This window comes from Arthrobacter sp. zg-Y916 (assembly GCF_020907385.1).
GTDB classification, from domain to species: Bacteria; Actinomycetota; Actinomycetes; order Actinomycetales; family Micrococcaceae; genus Arthrobacter_B; species Arthrobacter_B caoxuetaonis.
In genome coordinates, this window is sequence record NZ_JAJJOD010000009.1 from 20,777 (window position 1) to 44,650 (window position 23,874).

Annotated in this window: 22 protein-coding genes; 7 read left to right on the forward strand and 15 right to left on the reverse strand. The window is 65.4% G+C overall.

The window, feature by feature from the left end:
• Positions 1–1,116, reverse strand: a complete 1,116-nt coding sequence (locus LOC59_RS13465) for an alcohol dehydrogenase catalytic domain-containing protein (protein WP_227896077.1) — start codon at positions 1,114–1,116, stop codon at positions 1–3.
• A 173-nt stretch (positions 1,117–1,289) separates the two neighbouring features.
• Here LOC59_RS13465 and LOC59_RS13470 point away from each other — a divergent pair, with 173 nt between their 5' ends.
• Positions 1,290–1,739 (forward strand): helix-turn-helix domain-containing protein, encoded by a 450-nt coding sequence (locus LOC59_RS13470; RefSeq protein ID WP_227896036.1) that lies wholly within the window; start codon positions 1,290–1,292, stop codon positions 1,737–1,739.
• A gap of 88 nt (positions 1,740–1,827) precedes the next feature.
• Positions 1,828–2,946: an alanine dehydrogenase gene (gene ald / locus LOC59_RS13475; RefSeq protein ID WP_227896037.1), complete on the forward strand. Its 1,119-nt coding sequence runs from the start codon at positions 1,828–1,830 to the stop codon at positions 2,944–2,946.
• 74 nt (positions 2,947–3,020) lie between these two features.
• Here the strand turns inward: ald and LOC59_RS13480 are convergent, their stop codons facing one another.
• The 3 genes from LOC59_RS13480 to LOC59_RS13490 form a co-directional block, all read right to left on the reverse strand.
• Positions 3,021–4,352, reverse strand: a complete 1,332-nt coding sequence (locus LOC59_RS13480) for an MFS transporter (protein ID WP_227916040.1) — start codon at positions 4,350–4,352, stop codon at positions 3,021–3,023.
• A gap of 80 nt (positions 4,353–4,432) precedes the next feature.
• Positions 4,433–5,464 carry a Gfo/Idh/MocA family protein gene (locus LOC59_RS13485; RefSeq protein WP_229972565.1) on the reverse strand — a complete coding sequence of 344 codons (1,032 nt, stop codon included), beginning with the start codon at positions 5,462–5,464 and terminating at the stop codon, positions 4,433–4,435.
• A complete protein-coding gene (locus LOC59_RS13490) occupies positions 5,461–6,198 on the reverse strand; it encodes a GAF and ANTAR domain-containing protein (protein ID WP_227896040.1) in 738 nt (245 codons plus the stop codon). Before LOC59_RS13490 ends, LOC59_RS13485 begins: the two co-directional genes overlap by 4 nt.
• Positions 6,199–6,505: 307 nt before the next feature.
• On the opposite strand from LOC59_RS13490, the gene LOC59_RS13495 reads away from it, so the two are divergent.
• Positions 6,506–6,910: a hypothetical protein gene (locus LOC59_RS13495; protein ID WP_229972567.1), complete on the forward strand. Its 405-nt coding sequence runs from the start codon at positions 6,506–6,508 to the stop codon at positions 6,908–6,910.
• 60 nt (positions 6,911–6,970) lie between these two features.
• Here LOC59_RS13495 and LOC59_RS13500 read toward each other — a convergent pair whose 3' ends face one another.
• From LOC59_RS13500 to LOC59_RS13510, 3 genes are all read right to left on the reverse strand, one after another.
• The gene (locus LOC59_RS13500; protein ID WP_229972568.1) at positions 6,971–9,193 is read right to left on the reverse strand and encodes a catalase; all 2,223 of its coding nucleotides are present in this window, start codon (positions 9,191–9,193) and stop codon (positions 6,971–6,973) included.
• A 298-nt stretch (positions 9,194–9,491) separates the two neighbouring features.
• Positions 9,492–9,704 (reverse strand): hypothetical protein, encoded by a 213-nt coding sequence (locus LOC59_RS13505; protein ID WP_227896043.1) that lies wholly within the window; start codon positions 9,702–9,704, stop codon positions 9,492–9,494.
• 28 nt (positions 9,705–9,732) lie between these two features.
• Positions 9,733–10,692 (reverse strand): lantibiotic dehydratase C-terminal domain-containing protein, encoded by a 960-nt coding sequence (locus tag LOC59_RS13510; RefSeq protein WP_227896044.1) that lies wholly within the window; start codon positions 10,690–10,692, stop codon positions 9,733–9,735.
• Between the two features lie 513 nt (positions 10,693–11,205).
• On the opposite strand from LOC59_RS13510, the gene LOC59_RS13515 reads away from it, so the two are divergent.
• Positions 11,206–12,174 carry a helix-turn-helix transcriptional regulator gene (locus tag LOC59_RS13515; RefSeq protein WP_229972570.1) on the forward strand — a complete coding sequence of 323 codons (969 nt, stop codon included), beginning with the start codon at positions 11,206–11,208 and terminating at the stop codon, positions 12,172–12,174.
• Between the two features lie 45 nt (positions 12,175–12,219).
• Positions 12,220–13,506, forward strand: a complete 1,287-nt coding sequence (locus LOC59_RS13520) for an aminotransferase-like domain-containing protein (RefSeq protein WP_229972571.1) — start codon at positions 12,220–12,222, stop codon at positions 13,504–13,506.
• A gap of 35 nt (positions 13,507–13,541) precedes the next feature.
• Here LOC59_RS13520 and LOC59_RS13525 read toward each other — a convergent pair whose 3' ends face one another.
• The 5 genes from LOC59_RS13525 to LOC59_RS13545 all read right to left on the reverse strand — a co-directional run bounded on the left by LOC59_RS13525 (position 13,542) and on the right by LOC59_RS13545 (position 18,743).
• The gene (locus tag LOC59_RS13525) at positions 13,542–13,745 is read right to left on the reverse strand and encodes a hypothetical protein (protein ID WP_227896047.1); all 204 of its coding nucleotides are present in this window, start codon (positions 13,743–13,745) and stop codon (positions 13,542–13,544) included.
• 29 nt (positions 13,746–13,774) lie between these two features.
• Entirely contained in the window at positions 13,775–15,229 is a 1,455-nt protein-coding gene (locus tag LOC59_RS13530) for a dihydrolipoamide acetyltransferase family protein (protein WP_229972573.1), read from the reverse strand.
• 61 nt (positions 15,230–15,290) lie between these two features.
• On the reverse strand, positions 15,291–16,265 hold the full coding sequence (locus LOC59_RS13535; protein WP_229972575.1) for an alpha-ketoacid dehydrogenase subunit beta: 975 nt from the start codon (positions 16,263–16,265) through the stop codon (positions 15,291–15,293).
• Complete coding sequence (gene pdhA, locus LOC59_RS13540; RefSeq protein WP_227896050.1) at positions 16,262–17,461, reverse strand: pyruvate dehydrogenase (acetyl-transferring) E1 component subunit alpha; 1,200 nt, start codon at positions 17,459–17,461, stop codon at positions 16,262–16,264. Before pdhA ends, LOC59_RS13535 begins: the two co-directional genes overlap by 4 nt.
• A gap of 142 nt (positions 17,462–17,603) precedes the next feature.
• Positions 17,604–18,743: a histidinol-phosphate transaminase gene (locus LOC59_RS13545; RefSeq protein ID WP_229972578.1), complete on the reverse strand. Its 1,140-nt coding sequence runs from the start codon at positions 18,741–18,743 to the stop codon at positions 17,604–17,606.
• 103 nt (positions 18,744–18,846) lie between these two features.
• Here LOC59_RS13545 and LOC59_RS13550 point away from each other — a divergent pair, with 103 nt between their 5' ends.
• Positions 18,847–19,242 (forward strand): phage holin family protein, encoded by a 396-nt coding sequence (locus tag LOC59_RS13550; protein WP_227896052.1) that lies wholly within the window; start codon positions 18,847–18,849, stop codon positions 19,240–19,242.
• Here the strand turns inward: LOC59_RS13550 and LOC59_RS13555 are convergent.
• Entirely contained in the window at positions 19,239–20,606 is a 1,368-nt protein-coding gene (locus tag LOC59_RS13555) for a hypothetical protein (RefSeq protein ID WP_227896053.1), read from the reverse strand. The genes LOC59_RS13550 and LOC59_RS13555 overlap by 4 nt on opposite strands.
• The gene (locus LOC59_RS13560; RefSeq protein WP_227896054.1) at positions 20,597–20,878 is read right to left on the reverse strand and encodes a hypothetical protein; all 282 of its coding nucleotides are present in this window, start codon (positions 20,876–20,878) and stop codon (positions 20,597–20,599) included. The genes LOC59_RS13555 and LOC59_RS13560 overlap by 10 nt, the downstream gene beginning before the upstream one ends.
• A gap of 213 nt (positions 20,879–21,091) precedes the next feature.
• Between LOC59_RS13560 and purB the strand changes: the two genes are divergently transcribed.
• On the forward strand, positions 21,092–22,516 hold the full coding sequence (gene purB, locus LOC59_RS13565; RefSeq protein ID WP_227896055.1) for an adenylosuccinate lyase: 1,425 nt from the start codon (positions 21,092–21,094) through the stop codon (positions 22,514–22,516).
• Positions 22,517–22,594: 78 nt separating this feature from the next.
• Here purB and rlmN read toward each other — a convergent pair whose 3' ends face one another.
• Positions 22,595–23,818, reverse strand: a complete 1,224-nt coding sequence (rlmN, locus tag LOC59_RS13570) for a 23S rRNA (adenine(2503)-C(2))-methyltransferase RlmN (protein ID WP_442860593.1) — start codon at positions 23,816–23,818, stop codon at positions 22,595–22,597.
• Positions 23,819–23,874: the final 56 nt, after the last annotated feature.

The window sequence follows — 23,874 nt, forward strand, 5'->3', positions numbered from 1 at the left end:
TCAGTCGAACAGGATGACCTGGCGGATGGCCTGTCCATCCGCCAGGGTGTCCATTGCCCCGTTGATGTCCTCCAGGTCGATTTCTGCCGAGACCAGCTCCTGGACGGGCAGTTTTCCCTGCCGCCACAGGTCTGCGTAGACCGGGATGTCACGCGAGGGTACAGCCGAGCCCAGGTAGCTGCCGATGATCGTGCGTGCCTCGGCGGTGAGCGTCAGCGGTGTGATCTCAGCCTGCGCCTCCGGCGCCGGCAATCCCACCGTCACGGTGGTTCCGCCGGGAGCGGTGATCTGGACGGCGGTTTCGAATGCACGCGGATGGCCCGCTGCCTCCACCACCAGTGCCGGCCGGATGCCGGCCTCGAGCGCCTCCCGGGGCGTGTAGACCGTGTCCGCCCCCAGTTCCAGGGCGCGCTTGAGCTTTGCGTCCACCGCGTCGATCCCGGCGACACTGCGCACACCCAGCGAACGCGCCGTCAGCAGTGCAGCCATGCCCACTCCCCCAAGCCCCACCACCGCGACGTCGTCCTGCGGGCCTGGGCGGGCAGCGTTGAGGACTGCCCCGCCTCCGGTGAGCACGGCACAGCCAAGCAGCGCGGCCACGGCGGGCGGAACGTCATCATCAACCGGCACCACGGATCGGTAATTGACGACGGCGTGGGTCGCGAAGGCAGACACCCCGAGATGGTGATGGACTTCTTCCCCGTTGCGGCGCAGCCGCCGAGCGCCGCCGAGCAGGGTTCCGGCGTTGTTCGCCGCGCTTCCCGGGGTGCAGGGCATTTTACCGTCGGTTCGGCAGGCGTCGCAGGTTCCGCAGCGGGGCAGGAAGGCCATCACCACCCGCTGCCCTTCTTCCAGGCCCGGCACGTCCGGTCCCAGCGCCTCGATACGTCCTGCTGCTTCATGGCCGAGCAGCATGGGCACCGGACGGACCCGGCTCCCGTTCACCACGGAGAGGTCCGAGTGGCAGATTCCCGCGGCCTCGATCCGCACCAGCACCTCCCCCGGGCCCGGCGGGTCCAGTTCCAGGCTGCACACCGTGATCGGTCGTGTCCGGGAGTAGGGTCCCGGTTCCCCGGTGCGTTCCAGGACTGCTCCGCGGATGGTTCGGCTGCTCATGGTTTCCCCTTCGAATCCGTCGCTTACCGGCACGCGCGAGGGGTCCCGGCGGGCGCTGGCAACCATTCCAGCACGGTACCTGCATCTCGAAAAGGACCCGGGCGGCGACGCGCCTGCAAATCTGTGACGCGGTGGTGTGTTTCCTTCTCATTTCATTTGGCAAGATGTTCTGCATGACCCAAAGGACGACGACCACCCCGGCACTTCCCGGGAAAGAGGCCAAGGCGCTGGTCCGTGCGCTGGCCGCGGGAGATGTCACGGTCTTCGTTGACGGCACCGCGCTCCGGCTTCCGCCGGCCGCGCGGGACGCCGTCCTGGATCTGCTCGGCAGGCTGGCCGCCGGCGACTCGGTCAGCATCACGTCAGCTTCGGCAGAACCCGCGCCGTCCCCGGTCCACAACCCGCTCCTCACCACGTCGCAGGCGGCGGCAGCGGCAGGGATTTCCCACACCTACCTTCGGAACCTGACGGACGCGGGCGTGATCCCGGTGGAATACCGTGGAACGCACCGGCGCATCCGCATGTCCGACGTCGAGTCCTGGCTTCAAGCCCAGCGCGCGGCGGCCGCCGCAAAGGCTGCAGGCCAGGCAGCACCGGAGATTTCAGGGGGGACTGATACATAGGAGCACCGCAGGACCGCGGGCTCGCCCTATCTGCTTTCCAGCACTGTATTAGTCCCACCACTTAGACCCTGAAGACGGAGTTACCCACGTGATTATCGGCATTCCCAAAGAAATCAAGAACAACGAATTCCGCGTCGCCATAACGGCGTCCGGAGTGCATGAACTGACAGGCCGCGGCCACAAGGTCCTCGTAGAAGCGGGAGCCGGCTTGGGCTCGAATATTACCGACGCGGAATATGCGGCTGCCGGAGCCGAAATCGTGGCCGCAGCGGAGGCTGTCTGGAGCCGCTCGGACATGATCATGAAGGTCAAGGAGCCGATCGCTTCCGAGTACCGGCATTTCCGGCCGGGTCTGATCCTCTTTACTTATCTGCACCTTGCCGCCACCGAAGAACTGACCCGGGAGCTGCTGGACTCCGGCGTTACGGCCATCGCGTATGAGACCGTCCAGGAGGGCCGGGCCCTGCCGCTGCTGGCACCCATGTCCGAGGTTGCGGGACGGCTGGCAGTGCAGGTCGGCGCACAGTGCATGATGGCTCCGGCCGGCGGACCCGGCCTGCTGCTCGGCGGTGTTCCCGGCGTCCGTCCGGCCAAGGTCGTGGTGCTGGGTGCCGGTGTGGCAGGCACGAACGCCGTGGCGATCGCCGTCGGAGCGCACGCCGATGTCACCGTGCTGGACATCAACATCAACCGGCTGCGTGAACTGGACGCCCAGTACGCCGGCCGGATCAAGACCGTCGCATCCAACGCGTTCGAAATTGAGCGTTCCCTGCTGGATGCGGACCTGGTCATCGGATCGGTCCTGGTCCCGGGGGCACGCGCACCCCGGCTGGTCACCAACGCCATGGTCGCGCGCATGAAGCCCGGCAGTGTCCTGGTGGACATTGCCGTGGACCAGGGCGGATGCTTTGAGGACAGCCGCCCCACGACCCATGAGGACCCGACCTTCCGGGTGCACGGTTCGCTGTTCTACTGCGTGGGCAACATGCCGGGTGCAGTGCCGAACACTTCCACCTACGCGCTGACCAACGTCACCCTGCCCTACGCCGTCGCACTGGCAGACAAGGGCGTCCGCCAGGCCTTCGAGGACAGCCCGGCGCTGGCCCGCGGCCTGAACATCGCCAACGGGGCGGTGACGCACCACTCCGTCTCCGACGCCCACGGCCTGGAACTCGCTGACGGCTGGCTGGAGCTTGTGGCTCCGTAGTTTCCAGCAACGGCCGGAGGCCGGCAGCTCCGTCGACGGAGCTGCCGGCCTCCGGTCTGTCCGGGACTGCGGTGCTAGTGGGCCACCGGCACCTTGGCTGCTGCGCCCCGCAGGACAGGGGCACCCAGCAGGGAAATTACGACGGCGCCCATCGCCATGGGGATAACGAACAGGAAGTACAGGTCTCCGGGTGTCCAGCCGCCGTCGATCAGGCTGCCGGCAAGAATTGGAGAGATGATCGCGCCAACGCGGCCCATGCCGATGACCAGGCCGAGCGCGGTTCCGCGGACCTCAGAGTCGTAATACGTGGGGCTGATCGCCAGCATGCCGGCGATCGGGGCGTTGGAGCCGAAGCCCACGAGCGCCGCCGCGAACAGTGCCAGCGGCAGGGAGCCCTGGGTGGAGTTGGCGAAGACCACGAAGGTAGCAGCGCCGATGACGAAGAAGACGGCCAGGACGCGGCGCATGTCGAAGCGCGATCCAAAAACGCCCAGCACAACGGCGCCGGTGATGGCGCCGACGCTGAACAACACGCCGGCGTTGATGCCGTCCTGGGCGCTGAATCCGCTGGCGGTGATCAGCTTCGGTGTCCACGAGTTCGCGAAGTAGAAGCTGGCCATGAGGATGAAGTACGCGAGCGAAAGCAGGATGGTCCGGCGGGCGTTGCTGCCTGTCAGGACGTCCGCAAAGCGGGACTTCTTCTCCGTGCGCGGCGCCGGATCAGGGAGTTCGGTGACAGGTTCCTGGCCGATGGAACGGAGGGTCTTGTTGATGCGTTCCAGGGCGTTCTCCGGCCGGCGGACAGAGAGGTAGTCGATCGATTCAGGCAGGACCTTCATGACAAGCGGGATCATCAGGACCGTGGCTACGGCTCCGAAAAGGAATGCGGAGCGCCAGCCGAAGGAGGCAATCAATACCCCGGTGACGAGTCCGCCCAGAACTCCGCCGACGGGCTGGCCGATGCTGACGATCGCCAGGGCCGTCGAGCGGCGCTTGGCATTGGAGAACTCGGAGGCGAAAACGTTGATGGTCGCCTGCAGGGTACCGATGGCCACGCCGGTTATCAGGCGCAGAATCAGCAGGACTGCGTAGGACGGGGCAAAGACCGAGGCCAGCATTCCGGCCGCGACGACGCAGACTCCGATCAGCAGTGTCTTTTGCCGGCCGATCACGTCTGCGATGGTGGACACGAAAATGGAGCCAACCGCCATGCCCACAAGGGCCGCGCTGAGGAGGAAACCGAGTTCCGCGCCGTTCAGGTCCCACTCCCGGGACACATCCGCTGCGCTGAAGGCCATGACCAGGACATCGAATCCGTCGATCATGTAGAGGGCTGTACAAATTGCAATGATTCCGACTTGCCGCCGGCTCAGGGTGGAATCTTCGATCCGGTCTTTGAGGTGCATTCCTCAAATAATAAAGGAGACGAGGCCCACAACGTGATTTGGGTCGCTCTGCGACAAGGTCGGCGCAGCCGTCCGCGCGGCTACAGCCCGGCGTGGATCCGCTGGATGATTTCCAGCCCGCGCAGGGAGTCGGCCGGGTCAACCGGTACCTCTGTGCCGTCCAGCAGCGCCCCCGCCAGGCCGGAATAGTAGTCCTGGTACCGCCCGGCTGCCGTGGGAACCGCAGCAGTATCCGCACCGGTGCCCAGCAGGCCCCACAGTGCCGGGTCCTCCGCCCCGTACCCGGGATCGCCGGGCAGGAGTCCGGCGTCCAGCTGTCCTTCCTGCGGGTCTGTTCCGCTCTTTACCCAGGACGATTCAGAGCCAACAACACGGAACCGCTCCCCCGGCTGCGGCGCCAGCGAATTCATCCACAGGTGCGACATGACGCCCGAGTCGTGCCGGAGGACAACGAACACGTCGTCATCCGGTCCCTGCGGCACGCGCCGGGCGCGGACTTCGGCGTGCACCGGCTCGGCCGGGCCGAAAAGGGCGAGCGCCTGGTCGATCAGGTGGGGGCCCAGATCGAAGAGGATGCCGCCGCCGTCGTCCGCGCCTGCTTTGCGTTTCCACTCCTTGGCGACCACGGGTTTGTAAGACTCCATCCGTGACTCGAAGCGGCTCACGGTTCCAAACGCTCCCTGTTCCACGAGCCTGCGCAGGGTGAGGAAGTCACCGTCCCAGCGCCTGTTCTGGAACACCGAGAGAACCAGTCCGCGGGACTTTGCTGCGGCAATGAGGTCCGCCGCAGCCTGGGCCGAGTGGGCAAAGGGCTTGTCCACCACCGCGGCCAGCCCGGATTCCAGGGCCTTGAGGGCGATCGGCCCATGGGTGGCCGGCGGGGTGCTGACGACAGCGAGGTCGAGGCTCCCGGCACGCTGAAGCGCGGCCTCCGCAGTGGGAACAACGACGGCGGCTGGGTACGCAGCCGCTGCAGTTGCGGCGCGCACGGGATCGGCCGTGACAATGACGTCCAGCGAATACCGCGGGTCCCGGGCGATCAGGGGAGCATGGAAAACCCGGCCGCCCAGGCCGTAGCCGAAGAGGACGGTGCGGATCGGCGGAGCACTCACGAGTTCTGGAAGTGCGTTACGGAAGGAGCGCCGTTCAGCCGGGCCACAATCTCGCCGGCGAGCACCTTGATTTTGAGGTTACGGCTGTTGGACGCCCGTTTCAGCGTTTCGAAAGCTTCACGCTGGGAGCAGCGGTTCTGGCCCATGATGATTCCGATGGCAAGGTCTATGTCGGTGCGGGACTGCAGGACCGCCTGCAGGTCTTCGACCGTGGAGGCCCGCTGCGACATCCGGACGGCGAGGCGCAGGGCCAGGGAAGCCTCCGCGCCGTAGGTGCGGGCGGTCCGCTGGAAATCCTCGTCAAAGGTGCCGGCTGAGCGCGAGTACAGGTTCAGCGCGGCGCGGGCGTGGCCTTCCAGGCTCAGCGGCACCGCGTACATTGACCGCACTCCCTGCGCAACGACATGCTGCAGGTACTGCGGCCATCTGTCGTCAGCCGAAGTGTCGGGAACGTACACGGCCTCATGGACGCGGAGGGCATGCAGGCACGGACCGTCATCGAACGCGTACTGCATTTCATCCATTTCCAGGGCGGTGCTGTCGCTGCTTGCGACGGTGTAGCTGTGTTCCCTGGAACGCTGGAGCGTAATTCCGCAGAAGACCTGGCCCCGGGAAGAGAGCGACGATGCGCTGAGCCGGGCCAGCTGCTGCAGGAACTCCAAGACGTCTTCGTGATGTACCAAAAGGTCCTGCAGCTGCGCTGCCGTAGCGGTGGCAGACCTGAGGTCGTCCACATCCGTTTCCTGCCCTGATGCAGGCACTCGGTCCCCCTGATTGTCGTGTCTGAGCTTAGATACTACGATAACTGGAGACGGTCAAGACGCGGCCATGGCTTCCTTCGTACCCTGATGGAGTAATCAATGGGCCTACCGGCGCATTTGCCGTCCTGCCACCACTGCGGTGTTGACGACTATCTGATCTACGAGTTCTACACTGCTCCCTCCGATGACGCTCCGGGAATGGTGAGCTACACCTGTTCAGCGTGTGAAACCTTTGCGGGGCACGAAGTTCCCGCCGGCTGGTCTCCCCCAGGGTGGCGTGTTGGGCACTGACTCGCCCGCCCCCGCCGGAGAACTCGCCTGGCTGCTGTCAGCGGCAGCACACCTCAGAGAGCTGGCCGACCGCCGCCTCCTTGATGACCTCGCGCTGACGGAGAAGACCCTGCTGGTCTTGAACGCCATGCCGGAGGAGGAGTCGCTTCTCCCGGGAATCGCCTGGCAGGCCGAGATGGGAGTCCCGGAGACTGCTTTTGCCCTCGCGTCCCTGCTCGGCGCGGGCTATGTCCGCACCGCTCCGAGGAAACGGTGGGCCCGCACTTCCTCGGGAACACACGTGCTGGAGAAGCTGCATGAAGCCTGTTCCGAGCGGACAGATGAGTCCGAACTCCGCAGGGCGCTGCTCCTGCTGCTCCAATCCATGGACACCAGTCTTCCGGACCTGGCTTAGGTACTTAACGAAACAGCAGGTCCGGAAGACCTTCCGGACCTGCTGTTTCTGTCTGTGCCGCTATGCCGATTGCGCGACGGGGAAACGCTCCCAGACCCGGTGCTGGGCGAGGAGCTCAGTCAATCGGGGGACCAGCGAGTCCACATCTTCCATCAGCACGCCCGGGGCTTCCTCCGGGATCCCGGACGCGGCCAGCACAGCTGTGCCGCTGCCCCAGGCCGCCAGGGCCTTGGAATGCCGGTACGCCTCCGTGAGGAGTATGGCGACGCGCGGGTCGATAGCCGGATGTCCGGCCGGATTCCCGGCCTTGGCATCGAGGCTGTCCAAGGCATCGGGCCCATGCTCACCTGCACCGGCGACGATCACGGCGTCGAACTCCGTGGACCGGGCGGTGAGGTAGGTCCGCTGGACCGGCACCTGGCCGCCGAGCATGCCGCCCTTGGGTGCGATGACCAGCGGGACCATGTTGGCTGCGTCGACCGCAGTCCGGAGGCGTTCCAGGTCCGCCAGGTCGGTGCTGTCGTCTGCGAGGATCCCAATGATGCGGCCGTCCACGGGCCAGGTCCGGCCCACTTGACGCAGTGCAGGGCTCGGGTCCGTGTCTTCCGGCTGCACAGTTGGTGCCGGTGCGGGAAGGCCCAGGCCTGCCGCGACTTCCGTGCAAAGGCGCTCATCAATGTTTGCGAGCGCCTGGAGCTGGCGTACCTTGATGTTCTCCTCGTAGCACTTGCCGAGTTCGAACGTGTAGGCCTGGATCACGTGGTCCTGCTCCACCGGAGTGAGGGAGCGGAAGAACTGCCGCGGCTGGCTGTAGTGGTCATCAAATGTTGCCGGGTTTTGCCGGACCTTGCGGGACTCAGCCACCGGCACGGGAACGTCGATGAAGGCACCCATGTCAGCGCCCGCCAGGAAGGGACATCCGCCGTCGAGCGAGTTGGGCTGGTACGGAGCCACGCCGCTGTGCACGGCATCCTGGTGGAAGCCGTCCCGCAGCATGTCGTTGACCGGCGCGTGCGGACGGTTGATCGGGATCTGGTGGAAGTTCGGTCCGCCGAGCCGGGTCAGCTGCGTATCGATGTAGGAGAACAGCCGGCCCTGCAGCAGCGGGTCGTTGGTGACGTCGATCCCCGGAACCAGATGGCCCGGATGGAACGCGACCTGCTCGGTTTCGGCGAAGTAGTTCGTGGTGTTCCGGTTCAGTGTCATCGTGCCGATGATCTGGACGGGTGCCAGTTCTTCGGGAACGATCTTGGTCGGATCCAGCAGGTCGATGCCCGCGAACATCTCTTCCTCGGTATCGGGGAAGACCTGCACGCCCAGGTCCCACTCGGGGTAGGCGCCGGCTTCGATGGCATCGGCGAGGTCGCGGCGGTGGTAATCGGGATCCATGCCGTTGATGATCTGTGCTTCCTCCCATACGAGGGAGTGCACGCCCAGCCGGGGCTTCCAGTGGAACTTGACCAGGGACGTCTCACCCTTGGCGTTCACAACGCGGAACGTGTGGACGCCAAATCCTTCCATGGTCCGGTAGGAGCGGGGAATGCCGCGGTCGGACATGTTCCACATCGTGTGGTGCTGGGCCTCGGTGTGCAGTGACACGAAGTCCCAGAAGGTGTCATGGGCGCTCTGTGCCTGGGGGATTTCCCGGTCCGGGTGGGGCTTGCCGGCGTGGATGACATCCGGGAACTTGATGGCGTCCTGGATGAAGAACACCGGGATGTTGTTGCCCACCAGGTCGAAGGTCCCCTCGTCCGTGTAGAACTTCGTGGCAAAGCCGCGGGTATCACGCACGGTGTCGGCGGATCCGCGGGAACCGAGCACCGTGGAGAACCGAACAAACACGGGTGTCTGGGCGTCCTTGGCGAGGAACCCTGCGCGGGTAATGCCTTCGGCGGCGCCGTTCGCAACAAAAACGCCGTGGGCTGCCGCACCCCTGGCATGCACCACGCGCTCCGGAATCCGCTCATGGTCGAAGTGGGTGATTTTCTCCCGCAGGTGATGGTCCTGCAGCAGCACCGGGCCGCGGGGGCCTGCCTTGAGCGAATGGTCGGTGTTCTGCAGCCGGGCTCCCTGTGCGGTAGTCAGGTACCGTCCGGACTGCGCGTTTGATGTCTTGGGCGCACCGCTGGGAACACCAGTGGGTGAAACCGTTTCCGGGGCGTCCTGATCCGGCTTTGGCGGCAGCGGATCGTGGGGCTCTGTGGGCTCCGTTAGCGATGGTGCCTGGGGTGCTGGTGCCCCGGGGATGGGAACTTCGTTGGCGGGTGTGCTCTGATCAGGCATAAGGCCTCCATCTCGTCGAACATGCTGGCCGCGCTTGAGGCGCCGCCCCGCCACCACCTTATCGAAAATTAGTAAGGGTACTTAACACATTGCACGCGGGCCCGCCCGTGTCGGCTGGCCGGGGCAAAATAAAAGGACGGATCTGCCTGTAGGGGGGGCACAGGCAAATCCGTCCTTACGGGGCGCTAGCCCCTGCCATCCGACCGAGCCGCAATGGGCACCGCGCCGGATGGACATCCTTAGCCGAGCTCGAGCGGCCCCTGCGCCACTCGTCCCGAAATCTGCTGCTGGGACCGCTTTAGTCCCACAAACCGTCCGCCCATGCCTGATCCCGAAGGTAATCACGGGCCGGGCCGACGCTCCAGAGTTCCCCGCGGGACTCAACGTACCCCATGTCCCGCATGTCCTCGACGGTGTCTTCGCTGCAGCCAAGAACCGTTCCCAAGTCTTTGCCGTCCCCCACCAGAACGACTTCGTGCCGCGCTCCCATGACGACCTCCTGATCCTTCAAGGGCTCCCCCCGGTCCATCCGGAAGGCCTTAGTGCTTATCCAGGAGCATGGCTTCGCGCTCAGTGCTCCACGTCCTGGCGTAGAGGCCCATAGCTGCCTCTTCCCGCAGGGATAAACCAAGGCGGTTCAGGAGCATGTGCGCCTGATAAACCGTCAAGTGCTGGGCACTGCGGCTGACCCTGGCCTTATCTGCCCGGTATAGGTAGGTATCCATGGTGCGGAACCATCGACGGCGCCAGTTCTCCACCGCGGACTCTGCGGCTGTTGCCGCCATCAGCCGGTGCGTGGGCATGACTTTGGCGCTGACCTGGACCGTCATGGCCTGCCTGACGCTTGCGGCACGGGGGCCAAACCCCGCGGTGCAGCTGCGCAGGTGGCTGTCCCAGTAGTAGTCCCAGGAAAGCCGCCGCCGGTCGGGCCAGCTGGAGGCACGGGGACCCTTCATCATGCTGCGCGCCGAATCGAACAGGAGCAGCGAGCCCAGTGCCCACCTGTTCTGAACCTTCGGGAAGCGGGCAGTAGCCCAGGTGCCGAGATCCGATGAGAGTTCGAAAACTTCTTCGGCGAGGGCAAGGCCCTCAACGCCGCCATACTTGGCCAGGGCGGCCTCAACCCTCGGGTCCTGCTGTTCAGCTCCCCCGGGGCCGAGGCGATCCGAAGCCGGCTCCCCGAACGCATGCGTAACGGTGAGGTGCCCAATGACTCCGCTTGCCTGTTCCTGCAACGCACCAAGCAGTGAGTGCAGTCGGTCCAGCGTCTCCTGCGGCGCCAGGATCTTCATTTGCACATGGGCGTTGGAGGGTTCGGAGCAGCGGGTGTAGAACCACCGCTGGGCGCCCCAAACCTGCGCCTGCGCCGCCAGTGGGGTAACCAGTTCTCCAATGATGCCGTCCGCTACATCGAAGCCGCCGGTATAGATGGAAAGTGTCCACCAATGAGTGCTTGCATTAGTTCGCGAGGCGTTTCGAACTGCTGTTAGCTGGCTCATGGCTTTCTTCCTCCGGGTTCAAAGCTGGTTACCCCACTGGGGCGGGTCTAGATAGTTGCTACTGGTTGGTTCTTCCCCCCAATACGAGGGGTGAGTACTAGAACCACTCCCAGCTCTTGGTGGAAACCGATGCCGTGGTCTTCTTCATGTCGTATCCCCTCTTATTATTCGGCTGGTTGCACAGCCGGTCGTGTTTGACTCCGAAAGCTTCCCCCGCCCCGCGGAGGGCTGTCCACAGTTACCAATTTCAGCTTCCTGTCATGTCCGGATGATGCCCGGACGAGCCCCGAAGACACTCCAAAACACCCCCGGAAATGACTCTGAACTGCGGTTTTGTGTTCTTTGGGTGCCGAAAAAGCTGGTTTCGGTGGACAATGGCATTAACCTGCCATGTCAGTTTCTCCGGGTTCCAATTTCGACACGGAACGATTTCCACGGGGGCCAGCCATCCCGGCCGGCAGACGGATAAGGTACCAGTTACCAGCGGGGCGAACCGCGGTCCAGGAGGAAGATTTGCTCGATCAGGTGTCGGTTGAGGTCTACCGCTATGCTGTCTCCCACCCGGGCTGGACGCCGGCGGAGGCATCGGATGCGCTCGGATACACAACGCGTGCGATAGACCGTGCCGTTGACGAGCTTCGCTCCCGCTGCCTGCTGTTTATCGAGGGATCGGAGACTCCGATCTACACCGCAGTCTCGCCGGATGTCGCCCTGGCCGAACTCGTGGACCCCGACGAACGGGCCATGCTGGAACTGCGCACGCGCATTGGCGCCAAACGCCGGGAACTCGCCAGTCTGGTGCCTACCTTCGCTGAGGCACGCCGCCAAGTCGAAGCGGATGCTTCCGTCGAGGTCCTGGAGGACCCGGAGCAGGTCCAGCGGGTACTGATTGAGTATGGCCGCTCGGCGTCCGAACGGGTGCTGATTGCACGTCCGGGACAAGGCTCAAACGCCGATTTCCAGGAAGAGAGCGTCCAAAAGGACCTGGACCTGCTCCGGGGCGGGGTCAAGCGCCAGACCCTGTACCATGCCAGCACCAGGGACCATGTCCCAACGCGCAAGGCTGTGGAAATGATCAGCCACGCCGGCGGGGAGTTCCGAACCCTCCCCTACGTTCCGCTGCGCACGCTCATCTTCGATGACAAAGTAGCAGTGGTGGCCCGGCAGCTGCACAGCTATGACCGTGCCGGGCTGGTCATCCGCGATCCGAACCTCATCGCCCTGTTTTCCATGCTCTTTGAATTCGCCTGGAGCCTTGCAGATCCCTTCCTCGATGAGGAACCCCGGAAAGCGGTGCTGAGCAGCACCCAGCGTTCCGTCCTGGCCGGACTGGCGGCAGGGCACTCGGATGAGGTCATTGCCCGCCGCGTCGGCATCAGCGTGCGCACCTGCCGCCGCCACATCGCGTGGATGCTCGAGGAGCTGAGGGCGGAAAGCAGGTTCCAGGCGGGGATCAAGGCCCACAAGGCAGGCTGGATCTAGGAAACCTGTGTTGCTTGGCGGTCAACTCGGATGCCATGATGTGGCATGACTTTTGAGGAAACCACGGGGTCGGTGCTGACACCGGAAGCACAGGTTGCCCTGGACCGCGCAACGGGCTCGGCCCACCGGCACCACGAGCTGCTTTCAGACCGGGCCTTCCACATCAAACAGTCGGCGGTGCGGGACGTTTTTGACATCTCCATCCGGCCGGGGCTCATTTCGCTCGCCGGCGGCAGCCCGTACCTCCAGTCCCTTCCGCTCGATGGACTGGCCGACGCCGCGGCCGCCATCATCCGTACCCAGGGGCTGGCCGCCCTGCAGTACGGACCGGGCCAGGGCCTCCAGGAACTGCGCGAACTGGCCTGCGAGGTCATGGCAGCCGAAGGAATCACCGGCGCCGATCCCGAGGACGTGGTCATCACCACCGGTTCGCAGTCCGGGCAGGATGTTGCCGCGAAAGTGTTCTGCAACCCCGGCGACGTGGTGCTGTGCGAGGACCCGACCTATGTGGGCGCCCTCAACGCGTTCGAGGCCTACGAAGTAGACATGCAGCCCGTACCGATGGACGCCTACGGGCTCGTTCCCGAAGCCCTCGAAGAACGGATCCAGTCCCTGAAGGCTGCGGGCAAACGGGTCAAGATGCTGTACACGATTCCCAGTTTCAACAATCCCAGCGGGGTCACCCTCTCAGCAGACCGGCGGGATGAGGTGGTCCGTATCTGCCGCGAGAACAACATACTGGTGCTCGAAGATAATCCGTACGGCCTGCTCCGGTTCGACGGCGAGCCGCTGACGCCGCTGCGGGCTGCGCACCCGGAGGACGTGCTGTACCTGGGTTCCTTTTCCAAGATCTTCGCGCCGGGCCTGCGGCTGGGCTGGGCCCTCGTACCGAAGCACTTGTTCCGCCGCTTCTATCTCGCCTGCGAGGCCGTGCTTCTCTGCCCTTCGCCGTTGACCCAGATGATCACCGCGGCGTACCTGCGCGACTTCGACTGGATGGGCCGCATCCGCGACTCACGGAGACTCTATGCGGACCGCTGCGCCGCCATGCTCTCCGCACTGGAAGACCAGATGCCCGACGGCGTCACCTGGACCGTGCCCGAAGGCGGTTTTTTTGTGTGGGTGTCCCTGCCGGAAGGAATCGACACGTACCCGCTACTCACGGAGGCCATCGAGGCGGGCACTGTGTTCATTCCCGGAGCCGCATTCACTCCCGGAGATGAACCGAGTTCCCGGCTGCGCCTGGCGTTCAGCGCAGTCTCCCCTGACGACATCCGGGAGGGCGTGCGCCGCCTGGCACCCGTGATCCGCCGTGCGGTCGGGGACGGCTGAGCGCACGTCCTGGCCGCGGGACGGCCAGTCCCCTGCTACTTGCGGCGCCGCCGGTCGAAGAAGGGGACGACGATCACGAACAGCAGGGCCATGATCGCCAGCCGCCACAGCATGCCGAGGTTCGGAAACAGGATGATGAGCAGGCTGGACACGATGAACGCGCCAGCCAGGATCCAGGCCGTACGCTTCCAGTCAATCTGCGGGCCGCCGCCGTTGCCCGGTCCGGGATTCATTGCCATGCTTCTCCGATCGTTGTCCTCCTTCGAGACTAGTCCAGAAGCAGTGCGGGTTCTTCCAGGATGGCAGCAACATCGGCCATGAAACGGGCCGAAAGGTCGCCGTCGACCACCCGGTGGTCGAATGACCCGCCGAGGGTGGTGATCCACCGCGGAATGACCTCGCCGTCGAGCACCCACGGCTTTTGCTTGATCGTTCCGAACGCCACGATCGCGACTTCGCCCGGGTTGATGATCGGCGTTCCCGTGTCGATGCCCAGGGCGCCGATGTTGGTGATCGTCAGCGTTCCGCCGCGCATGTCGGCCGGCGGTGTCTTCCCTGCCCGGGCCGTACCCGCCAGGTTGTTCAGCGCAAGCGCGAGCTCCTTCAGCGAGAGGTCCTGTGCGTCCTTGATATTGGGAACCATCAGCCCCCGGGGTGTCGCCGCAGCAATGCCCAGGTTCATGAAGTGCTTGACGTGGATTTCGTCGCCCGCCCAGGTGGCGTTGACCGAAGGGTTGCGGGCGGCTGCCCAGATGACCGCCTTGGCCAGGATCAGCAGCGGGGAGACCTTGATGCCCTCAAAGTCGCGGGAGGCCTTGAGCCGCTTGACGAACTCCATGGTCCGGGAAGCGTCTACGTCCACGAAAATGCTGACGTGCGGCGCGCTGAACGCACTGTCCACCATGGCTTTGGCCGTGGCTTTCCGGACACCCTTCACGGGGATCCGTTCAATCCGGGTGTCTTCGGGACCCGCAGCCGGAGTCCAGAAGGTGTCCGCGGAGTCCACTTCGGACTCACGCTGGGCCTGGTAGCTGATGAGGTCCTGCTTGGTCACCTCGCCGCCGGCACCGGTCGCCGGCACGTCTGCGAGGTTGATGCCAAGATCCTTGGCCGCCTTCCTGACGGGCGGCTTGGCCAAGACCCGCTGGAGCAGCTGGTTGAACCGGTCCTGAACGGCTGCACCCGCCGCGGCAACAGCCTGGCTGCGGGGATCCTGCCGCGGAGGCACGGGCGCAGGTTCCGGCCGGGCAGGCCCAGCGGAAGCAACGGGCGCGCTGGGGGCCGGGGGCGCGCTCGGGGCAGGCGGCTGTCCGGCGGAGGAACGCAGCCCGCTGCGCCGCGGACGGCGCTTGACGGCGTCGGCCTTCGGGCCGGTCCCGGTCAGGGACGACGCCGGCGGACCGTCCGGCTCGGCGGCCTGCGCCGTGCCCTGGTTTCGCTTGGTGGTCTTGGCAGCCTTTTTCGCCGGCGCCTTGCCCTCGGCGTCCACCGCAACCTGGAAGATGGGCGTTCCAACCTCGACGGTCCGGCCCTCCTCAACCAGGATGCTGCTGACCGTCCCGGCGAACGGTGAGGGAAGCTCGACGAGGGATTTGGCCGTCTCGATCTCGACAATCACGTCGTTCACGGCGACGGTATCGCCTTCCTTGACCCTCCACTGGACGATTTCGGCCTCAGTGAGTCCTTCACCGACGTCGGGCAGTTTGAATGTTTTCTCTGTCATGGAAGTTCTCGATCTGGCGATGGCCGGCGGACCGGCGGGCGGGAATCTGTCAGGGACGCGGTCAGTAGGAGAACACGGTGTCAACGGCGTCCAGGAGCCGGTCGATATCCGGAAGGTAGTGTTCCTCCACGGCAGCCACCGGATAGGGCATGTGGAAGCCTCCCACCCGGATCACCGGTGCCTCCAGGTGCAGGAAGGCCCGTTCACTGACGCGGGCCGCGATCTCTCCGCCGATCCCGCCGAAGGTGGGGGCTTCATGGGTGACGATCAGGCGTCCGGTGCGGCGGACAGAATCCGTGACGGTGTCAAAGTCGATGGGCGAGATGGACCGCAGGTCGATCACCTCGATGCTGCGCCCGTCCTCCGCCGCCGCCTCTGCGGCTGCCAGGGCAACAGGCACCAGCGGCCCATAGGCGACGATGGTGGCGTCGGTGCCCGGGCGCACCACGTGCGCCGAGAAGGGATCACCTGCCGGGGCTGCGGTGTCCACTTCACCCTTGAGCCAGTAGCGGCGCTTGGGCTCGAAAACGATGACCGGATCCTGGCCGGACATGGCCTGCTGGATCATCCAGTAGCCGTCCTGCGGATTGGACGGCGTGAGGATCCGGATTCCGGCGGTGTGCGCGAAAAGCGCCTCCGGAGATTCCGAATGGTGCTCGATCGATCCGATGCCGCCGCCGTAGGGAATGCGGATGACCACGGGAGCGCTCAGCGCCCCTTCACTGCGGGAGCGCATCTTGGCCAGCTGCGTGGTGATCTGGTTGAAGCCGGGGAAGACGAAGCCGTCGAACTGGATCTCGCAGACGGGCCGGTAACCCCGCAGCGCCAGGCCGATCGCCGTGCCGATAATTCCGGATTCGGCCAGGGGCGTGTCGACCACGCGGTCGGCACCAAACTCCGCCTTGAGTCCTTCAGTGATCCGGTAGACCCCACCCAGGGAACCAATGTCCTCCCCCATAAGCAGTGCCTTCGGGTTGTCAGCGAGGCCGGCGCGCAGCCCTGCATTGATGGCCTTCGCCATGGTCATGGTGCTCATTCGCCGGCTTCCTCCGCGTCTTCCTCGTCATCGTCGGCAAATCCGTCTTCGTAGGCCTGGTGGAACGCCAGCTCCTCGCGGATCAAGGGGTGGGGGTCCGCGTAGACGTCAGTAAAGGAATCCTCGAACACCGGCGGTTCCATCGCCTGGACGTCGGCACGAAGCTTTGCCGCAAGCTCGTCGCCCTCTGCAGCCAGCGCAGCGAAGAAAGCATCGTCGCCGCCGCCGCTGGAACGGAGGTACTTTTCCAGCCGGAGCAGCGGATCACGCGTGGTCCACGCCTGCTCATCCGCAGACAAACGGTACTTGGTGGGGTCGTCCGCTGTTGTGTGGGCGCTCATCCGGTAGGTGAACGCTTCGATCAGCACGGGGCCTTTGCCGGAGCGGGCGTGTTCAAGGGCCCACCGGGTCACGGCATGCACGGCCAGGACGTCGTTGCCGTCCACCCGGATACCCGGGAACCCGTAACCCTGGGCGCGGTTTGCCAGCGGAATCCGTGACTGGACTTCCGTCGGAACGGAGATGGCCCAGTGGTTGTTCTGGCAGAAGAAGACCACCGGAGCGTCATAGGAGGCGGCGAAGACCATGGCTTCGTGGACGTCGCCCTCCGAGCTGGCGCCGTCGCCGAAGTAGGCAACTGTGGCGCCCGCGGGGACCGACGGATCTGCTGCCTGGTCCCTGGCCATGCCCATGGCGTAGCCCACTGCGTGCGGCACCTGTGCGGCGAGGACCAGTGTGTACAGGTGGAAGTTGGATTCCCTGGGGTCCCAGCCGCCGTGGGAGATGCCGCGGAAGCGGCGCAGGAGGTGGGAGAGTTCAAGCCCGCGGGTCAGGGCAACGCCGTGCTCGCGGTACGTGGGGAAGACGTAGTCCTGGGCGGCAAGGGCACGGCCGGAACCGATCTGCGCCCCTTCCTGCCCGGTCAGGGGAACCCACATGACCAGTTCGCCCTGCCGCTGGAGGGCGGTTGCCTCGATATCGAAGCGCCGGATGAGGAACATGTCCCGGTAGAAGGACCGGAGCACCTCGGCGTCGACGTCCAGGGCGTACTGCTCATACAGCTGGTGGCCAACCCGTTCGCCGTCCGGCGTGAGGAGCTGGACCATTCCCTCGGGCGCGCTGCCGGCAGCACGCATGAGGGTTTCGTCCAGCTCCGCCGAATCGAATTCGCTGGCGGGCAGGTGCTCCAGGGCCATACTTCTCCTCGCCGGGCGGGCCGTTGCCCTGCCCCCGCTAGAAATATGCCACACCAGGAATACATACCTGTCATGACATATACGTGGAAGTTACTTCCCACAGCCTAACGAGGGCAGTGCCCCAACAAGCACTTAAGACACGCTAGGAAACCCGGGGGCCTTTTGTATAGGTTGCACATAAAGCGAGGAAACGGGAGTTGGCTTCCGCCTCGCCGATCGTTACCCGGACGCCTTCGGTTCCGAAAGCCCGGACGGACAGTGCCTGCTGCTCCGCCAGCACTGCAAACTCGGGCGTATTCTCGCCGAGGGCCAGCCAGACGAAGTTCCCTTCAGCCTGCGGAATGTCCCATCCCAAGGCCTTCAGCCCGCCCACAACACGGGTCCGTTCCGCGACGAGCGCTTGTATTCTTTCCACAAGTTCGCTGTGGTGGCGCAGGGAAGCGACGGCGGCCTGTTCGGCAATTTGCGACACGGCAAAAGGCACGGCTGCCACCCGCAGGTACTGGGTCAGGTGGGGATGCGAGATGGAATAACCCACCCGCAGCCCTGCCAGTCCGGCACCCTTGGAGAAGGTACGCAGGACCACGACGTTCTGGTGCCGGCGGTACACATCGACACCGTTGACCGCCCCCGGGTCGCGGACGAAGTCCTCGTATGCCTCGTCGATCACGACGATGACGTCCTCGGGGACCTTCGCCAGGAAACCTTCCACTTCATCCCGGGTCAGCACCGGCCCGGTGGGATTGTTCGGGGTGCACAGGAGAACCATCTTGGTCCGGTGGGTCACCGCTGCCGCCATGGCGTCAAGGTCATGGTGCCCGTCGCTGCGCAGCGGAACCTGGACATCCCGTGCTCCGGAGAGACCGACGGAAATGGGATAGGCCTCGAAGGAGCGCCAGGGATAGACCACTTCATCCTGGACACCGTCCTCGTTCTGGCCCGTGAAAGTGGCCAGCAGCTGGTTCAGGGCACCAAGGCTGCCGGCGCCGGTAACGATGTCTTCGGCGGGAACATCAAGGAAGGACGCAAGCTCGGTGCGGAGCGCAGTGGCCAGCGGGTCCGGATAGCGGTTGACGTTCGGGTGGGCACTGATGGCCTCAAGCACCGACGGCAGCGGCGGGAAGGGATTCTCGTTGGAGGAGAGCTTGTAGCTCTCGAGCCCTTCAATCACCACGGGCGGCTTCCCGGCGGCGTAGCGCGGCAACCGGTCTACGACGGGGCGCGGGCGGATACCGGGCGCCGGAACGGACGCAGCGTTGATGTCATTCTCGGTAGTGGTCATGGCTTAAGACTAATGCTCAAATGGTGGTGCCATTGTGACGTGCTCCACAGCCGGCCGCTCCACGGTCTTGGGAACAGAACACCGGCTGTGCCAGCATGGGAGCATGCGCCTGCTGCTGCAAATCCTCGTTAATGGCCTGGCCCTCTGGGTAGCCGGCTGGATCCTGCCCGGAATCACCGTCAGTGAATCAGGAACCATGACCGGAAACGAGACGCTGGACGTAGTGCTGGCGTACCTGTTCATCGGCCTGGTCTTCGGCGTGGTGAATGCCCTGGTCCGCCCCATCGTCCGTCTGCTGGCCTTGCCGCTGACGATCCTGACCCTGGGACTCTTCTCCATCATCATCAATGCCGGCATGCTGATGCTCACCTCCTGGCTCACCAGTTTCACGCCGGTGCATTTCGCGGTCGATTCCTTCTTCTGGACCGCAATACTCGCCTCGATCATCATCAGCATCGTGTCCATGGTGGCGGGTTCCCTCACCGGATCACGCCGCTAGCCTTTCCTTCCTGCAGCTTTGCCATCCGCCCCCGGCGGTGCCTGCTGCTGCGCCGGCTTGTGCGCTTGCTGCGGCGCTCCCTTCGGCACAACCGCCGCAAAGGGAGGCGCCGCCCGGCTGAGCCGGTACAACTGCCGCGTTGCCGTGCCGCCTGCTCCCATCACTGCCGCCAACCCGTCCAAGGACTCCCGCAGGGACGGATCCGTGCTGGCATCGGCGGCTGCCGCGCCCGCGGTGTAGACCGGCAGCTTGTGTGCCGGCCCAAGCCCCTGATCCTCGACGGCCACTCCCGGAACGGGGCCGCCCAGGGTCATGGTGACACGATTGGGGCGGTCCGGGTTGGAGGTACCGTCAGCTCCCGGAACCCAATCCAGCACATGCTCCAGGTGCAGCGCCTGGGTCCCGGCGGGGATCTCGGCGTCACCAGCCGGAGCGGCGGCTGTGAGAAGGTACCGAACCTCCGCGCCCGTGGTGTCCTGGATCGGTCCGACGGCATTGGCGGCATGGATTCCGCCCTGGCTGTAGCCGACCAGGATCACGGCGTCCCCGGCCTCCAGTTCCGCCTGGCGCAGTGCCTCCGCGACGGCTGCCGCAAGATACCGGCTCTGATGGGCGCGGCTTTCAACAACGCCGTAAGTGTCGAAGGGGTTTTCTCCGGCGGTGAGCCCGCCTGCCTGGGTTCCCGGGAGCGTCACCACGAAGACCGGGCCCTCCGGACCTTCCAGCCGCAGCACCTCGATCACGCCGGGATCATTCTCCTCCAGCAGGACGGCACTCCGCTCAAGCAATCCGGCAGCGGTTGCTTCCACGTACACCTGCTCACCGGACCGGCCGGATTTTTCGACCTCGATCCTGCGCAGCCCCCTCCGTCCGGGAGAAACCGCTCCCGCCAGCACTTTGAGGACACCCTCGTCGAAGACCCGCAAAGGCAAGGTTTCGGCGACGGCGCGCTCAGGGAACCCTGCGGCTCCCCGCCCCAGGGCGAGCAGGCTGAGAGCGGTGACCAACGGAAGCCGGTCCGTCCGCTCCATCTGGCCCTCAACCTCGCGGTAGCGCGCAACCGCGGTCATCAGATCCTGTGCGGCCTCGTCGACCATGAGCCGGCACCGCTCCAGCTGTGCGGCTGCCTCGGAGAGTTTCTCCATGGCAGCAGCAGCGGCCGGAGTGGCGCTGTTCCGGATATATCCGTCCTCCGCATACTGGCTACGCCGGAGCTCCCGCGAGATCCCCTCCATCCGTTCCACTGCGCCCCGGAGGACCGCTGCCCGGGATTCGAGGGACTCGAATTCCACCATGACCGACCCGGCACCGCCCCGCACCCGGTATTCCGTGGCCGGGGCGCTGCCCTGCATGCCTAATTCCATGCCCACGCCTCCTCCTCGGCTGCGGCAGCCACTTCCCGGCGGGCCTGCACCGAAAGTGCCAGCGATTCAAGGCACGAGGCGAGCGTCCGTGCACCCTGCTGCACGCACTGCTCGAACTGCCGGCCAGCCGGCGAGCGCCAGGCGTTTTCGTCGACGGAGACCAGGCTGCGCTGTATGTCCCGCAGTTCTTCCGCCAGCCCGTCCAGCTTCAGCGCACCACGCCGGATTTCCTCCCCCTGTCCGGGAAGGCATCTTTCCCACGGTTCGTCCATCCTGTTTGCCTTCCTCTTCCTGCCGCCGGCGCCCCGCCCGCCAGCCAGACGCCGCATCCTGGCCCCAGAGGCAAAACTAAGTACGGGTGCCGTTGGACAAACCGCCGGAACCACCAGCTGTGGACAGGGAGCCCGTCATCACGGCACTGTGGGGGAACATCCGGCCCGCCGTCACAGAGCAGGCCGCCAGGCCGAACGTGGAAGAATTGCCCTATGGCCGATTCTGCTTCCGCACCCCGCGTCCCCCTTGCCTCCGTGACCCCAGCGATCGCGCTGGGCCCGCTGGACGGGCGCTACCGCTCCGCGACCGCCCCGCTGGTCGATTACCTCTCCGAAGCCGCCTTGAACCGCGACCGGACCCACGTTGAGGTGGAGTGGCTGATCCACCTGACCTCGAACTCCGTACTTCCCGGCACCTCGCCGCTCACCGCCGGACAGCAGGCCGCCCTGCGCGAAATCGTGTCCGGCTTCGACGGCAGCTCCGTCAACGAACTGGCCGAAATCGAGCAGGTCACCGTCCATGACGTAAAGGCCGTCGAGTACTTCATCGGCCGCCGCCTGGCCGCTATCGGCATCGAAGACCTGACCAGCCTGGTGCACTTCGGGTGCACCTCCGAGGACATCAACAACCTCTCCTACGCCCTGGGCGTCAAGGGCGCCGTGGAGAACGTCTGGCTGCCCGCAGCCCGCGACCTGGTGAACCGGATTGCCGCCATGGCCGAAGACACCCGCGCCGTGCCGATGCTCTCCCGCACCCACGGCCAGCCCGCCACCCCCACCACTTTGGGCAAGGAACTGGCGGTGACGGCCCACCGCCTGACCCGGCAGCTGGACCGCGTTGCCGGCACCGAGTTCCTGGGCAAGATCAACGGTGCCACCGGAACCTTCGCCGCGCACTACGCCTCTGTTCCCGGAGCGGACTGGCAGCAGGTCGCCAAGTCCTTCGTGGAGCACCTGGGCCTGACCTGGAACCCCCTCACCACCCAGATCGAATCCCACGACTGGCAGGCTGAGCTGTACGCCGACATGGCCCGTTTCAACCGGATCCTGCACAACTTCTGCACGGATGTCTGGAGCTACATCTCCATCGGCTACTTCGCCCAGATCCCCGTGGCCGGAGCAACCGGCTCCTCCACCATGCCGCACAAGGTCAACCCGATCCGCTTCGAGAACGCTGAGGCCAACCTGGAGATCTCCAACGGGCTGCTGGACACCCTTGCCTCCACTCTGGTGACCTCCCGCTGGCAGCGTGACCTGACGGATTCCTCTTCCCAGCGCAACATCGGCGTCGCCTTCGGCCACTCCCTTCTGGCCATCTCCAACGTGGCCAAGGGCCTGGAGCGCCTGAACGTCGCCGAGGACGTCCTCGCAGCGGACCTGGACACCAACTGGGAAGTCCTGGGAGAAGCTATCCAGATGGTCATGCGCGCCGAAGCGATTGCCGGCGCACCGGGCATGGAGAACCCCTACGAACGGCTCAAGGAACTGACCCGCGGCCACCGCGTGGATGCCGAGCGTATGAAGGAGTTCGTCTCCGGCCTCGGCCTGCCCGCCGAAGCCGAGGCACGCCTGCTCGCGCTCACCCCGGCCACCTACACCGGCATTGCCGACGCGCTGGTGGATCACCTGAAGAAGTAAGCCTTAACGCACGACGGCGGGAGGCCGGGTTGAGTACCCGGCCTCCCGCCGTCGTTGTTAAGCGGTCACAGCCGAACGCTAGTCCGCTGCAGCCAGCTGGCCGCAGGCGCCGTCGATTTCCTTGCCGCGGGTGTCGCGGACCGTGGTGGGAACACCGGCGTCGATCAGGGTGTCGATGAACTCCTGGATCACCTCGGGTTCCGGGGACGTCCAGATCGAGCCCGGGGTCGGGTTCAGCGGAATCGGGTTCACGTGGACCCAGCCGCGGCCGCGGGAGTTCAGCTTCTTGGCCAGCAGGGCGGCACGCCACGGGTGGTCGTTCATGTCCTTGATCAGCGCATATTCGATCGAGACGCGGCGGCCGGTGGTGCGGTAGTAGTGGTACGCGGCGTCGAGCGCTTCGTCGACCTTCCAGCGGCTGTTGACCGGAATCAGGTCATCACGCAGCTCGTCATCCGGAGCGTGCAGGCTCAGTGCGAAGGTGACCGGGATGTTCTCATCGGCCAGCTTCTTGATGGCGGGAACCAGGCCCACCGTGGACACGGTGATGTTCCGGGCGCTCATGCCCAGACCCTCGGGGGCTTCGGCAGCCATCCGGTGGACGGCGTTCATGACCCGCTTGTAGTTGGCCAGGGGTTCACCCATGCCCATGAAGACAATGTTGGTGACGCGCTCGGCGTCGTGGCCGCCGTCGCGCCGCTTGCCGCCCAGTCCGCCTTCGGCGATGACCCGGTTGGCCTGGACAATCTGGTCCAGGATTTCCGCGGCGGACATGTTGCGGGTCAACCCGGCCTGGCCGGTGGCGCAGAACGGGCAGTTCATGCCGCAGCCGCACTGGCTGGACACGCACAGGGTGATCCGGCCCGGGTAGCGCATCAGCACGGATTCCACGAGCGAGCCGTCGAAGAGCCGCCAGAGGAACTTGATGGTGTCCCCCTTGTCCGTGGTCAGGCGCTTCACCTCGGTGAGCAGGGTGGGGAACATTTCCTTGACGAGCTCATCGCGGCGCTCCTTGGGGAGGTCGCTCATCTTCTCGGGGTCGGTGGTGTAGTGCTGGAAGTAGTGCACCGAGAGCTGCTTGGCGCGGAACGCCGGCAGGCCCAGGGACTTCAGCTTCTCCTGGCGCTCCGCCAGGGTCAGGTCCGCGAGGTGTTCCGGCGGCTGGGATACGCGCGGCGACTTGAACTGCAGCAGGGGCCGGCCGTCGGGTTCTTTGGCCTGCTCCCAGCCTTCAGTTGCGGGACGCACCTGCGGCACGGCGCCGGCGCTCGGGGCAGCGGGAAAATTCTTGGGGGAAGTCATCCCTTCCATTTTTGCACGCCCCGCGGAATCCCGTTTTTGGCTTAGCCCAGTTCTCA

Coding starts and splice junctions, on each gene's coding strand:
- LOC59_RS13560 (WP_227896054.1), bottom strand. CDS start 20,878: ATGGACGAACCGTGGGAAAGATGCCTTCCCGGACAGGGGGAGGAAATC.
- LOC59_RS13550 (WP_227896052.1), top strand. CDS start 18,847: ATGCGCCTGCTGCTGCAAATCCTCGTTAATGGCCTGGCCCTCTGGGTA.
- LOC59_RS13545 (WP_229972578.1), bottom strand. CDS start 18,743: ATGACCACTACCGAGAATGACATCAACGCTGCGTCCGTTCCGGCGCCC.
- LOC59_RS13555 (WP_227896053.1), bottom strand. CDS start 20,606: ATGGAATTAGGCATGCAGGGCAGCGCCCCGGCCACGGAATACCGGGTG.
- LOC59_RS13465 (WP_227896077.1), bottom strand. CDS start 1,116: ATGAGCAGCCGAACCATCCGCGGAGCAGTCCTGGAACGCACCGGGGAA.
- LOC59_RS13535 (WP_229972575.1), bottom strand. CDS start 16,265: ATGAGCACCATGACCATGGCGAAGGCCATCAATGCAGGGCTGCGCGCC.
- LOC59_RS13480 (WP_227916040.1), bottom strand. CDS start 4,352: ATGCACCTCAAAGACCGGATCGAAGATTCCACCCTGAGCCGGCGGCAA.
- pdhA (WP_227896050.1), bottom strand. CDS start 17,461: ATGGCCCTGGAGCACCTGCCCGCCAGCGAATTCGATTCGGCGGAGCTG.
- purB (WP_227896055.1), top strand. CDS start 21,092: ATGGCCGATTCTGCTTCCGCACCCCGCGTCCCCCTTGCCTCCGTGACC.
- LOC59_RS13520 (WP_229972571.1), top strand. CDS start 12,220: ATGACTTTTGAGGAAACCACGGGGTCGGTGCTGACACCGGAAGCACAG.
- LOC59_RS13500 (WP_229972568.1), bottom strand. CDS start 9,193: ATGCCTGATCAGAGCACACCCGCCAACGAAGTTCCCATCCCCGGGGCA.
- LOC59_RS13525 (WP_227896047.1), bottom strand. CDS start 13,745: ATGGCAATGAATCCCGGACCGGGCAACGGCGGCGGCCCGCAGATTGAC.
- LOC59_RS13510 (WP_227896044.1), bottom strand. CDS start 10,692: ATGAGCCAGCTAACAGCAGTTCGAAACGCCTCGCGAACTAATGCAAGC.
- rlmN (WP_442860593.1), bottom strand. CDS start 23,818: ATGACTTCCCCCAAGAATTTTCCCGCTGCCCCGAGCGCCGGCGCCGTG.
- LOC59_RS13530 (WP_229972573.1), bottom strand. CDS start 15,229: ATGACAGAGAAAACATTCAAACTGCCCGACGTCGGTGAAGGACTCACT.
- LOC59_RS13470 (WP_227896036.1), top strand. CDS start 1,290: ATGACCCAAAGGACGACGACCACCCCGGCACTTCCCGGGAAAGAGGCC.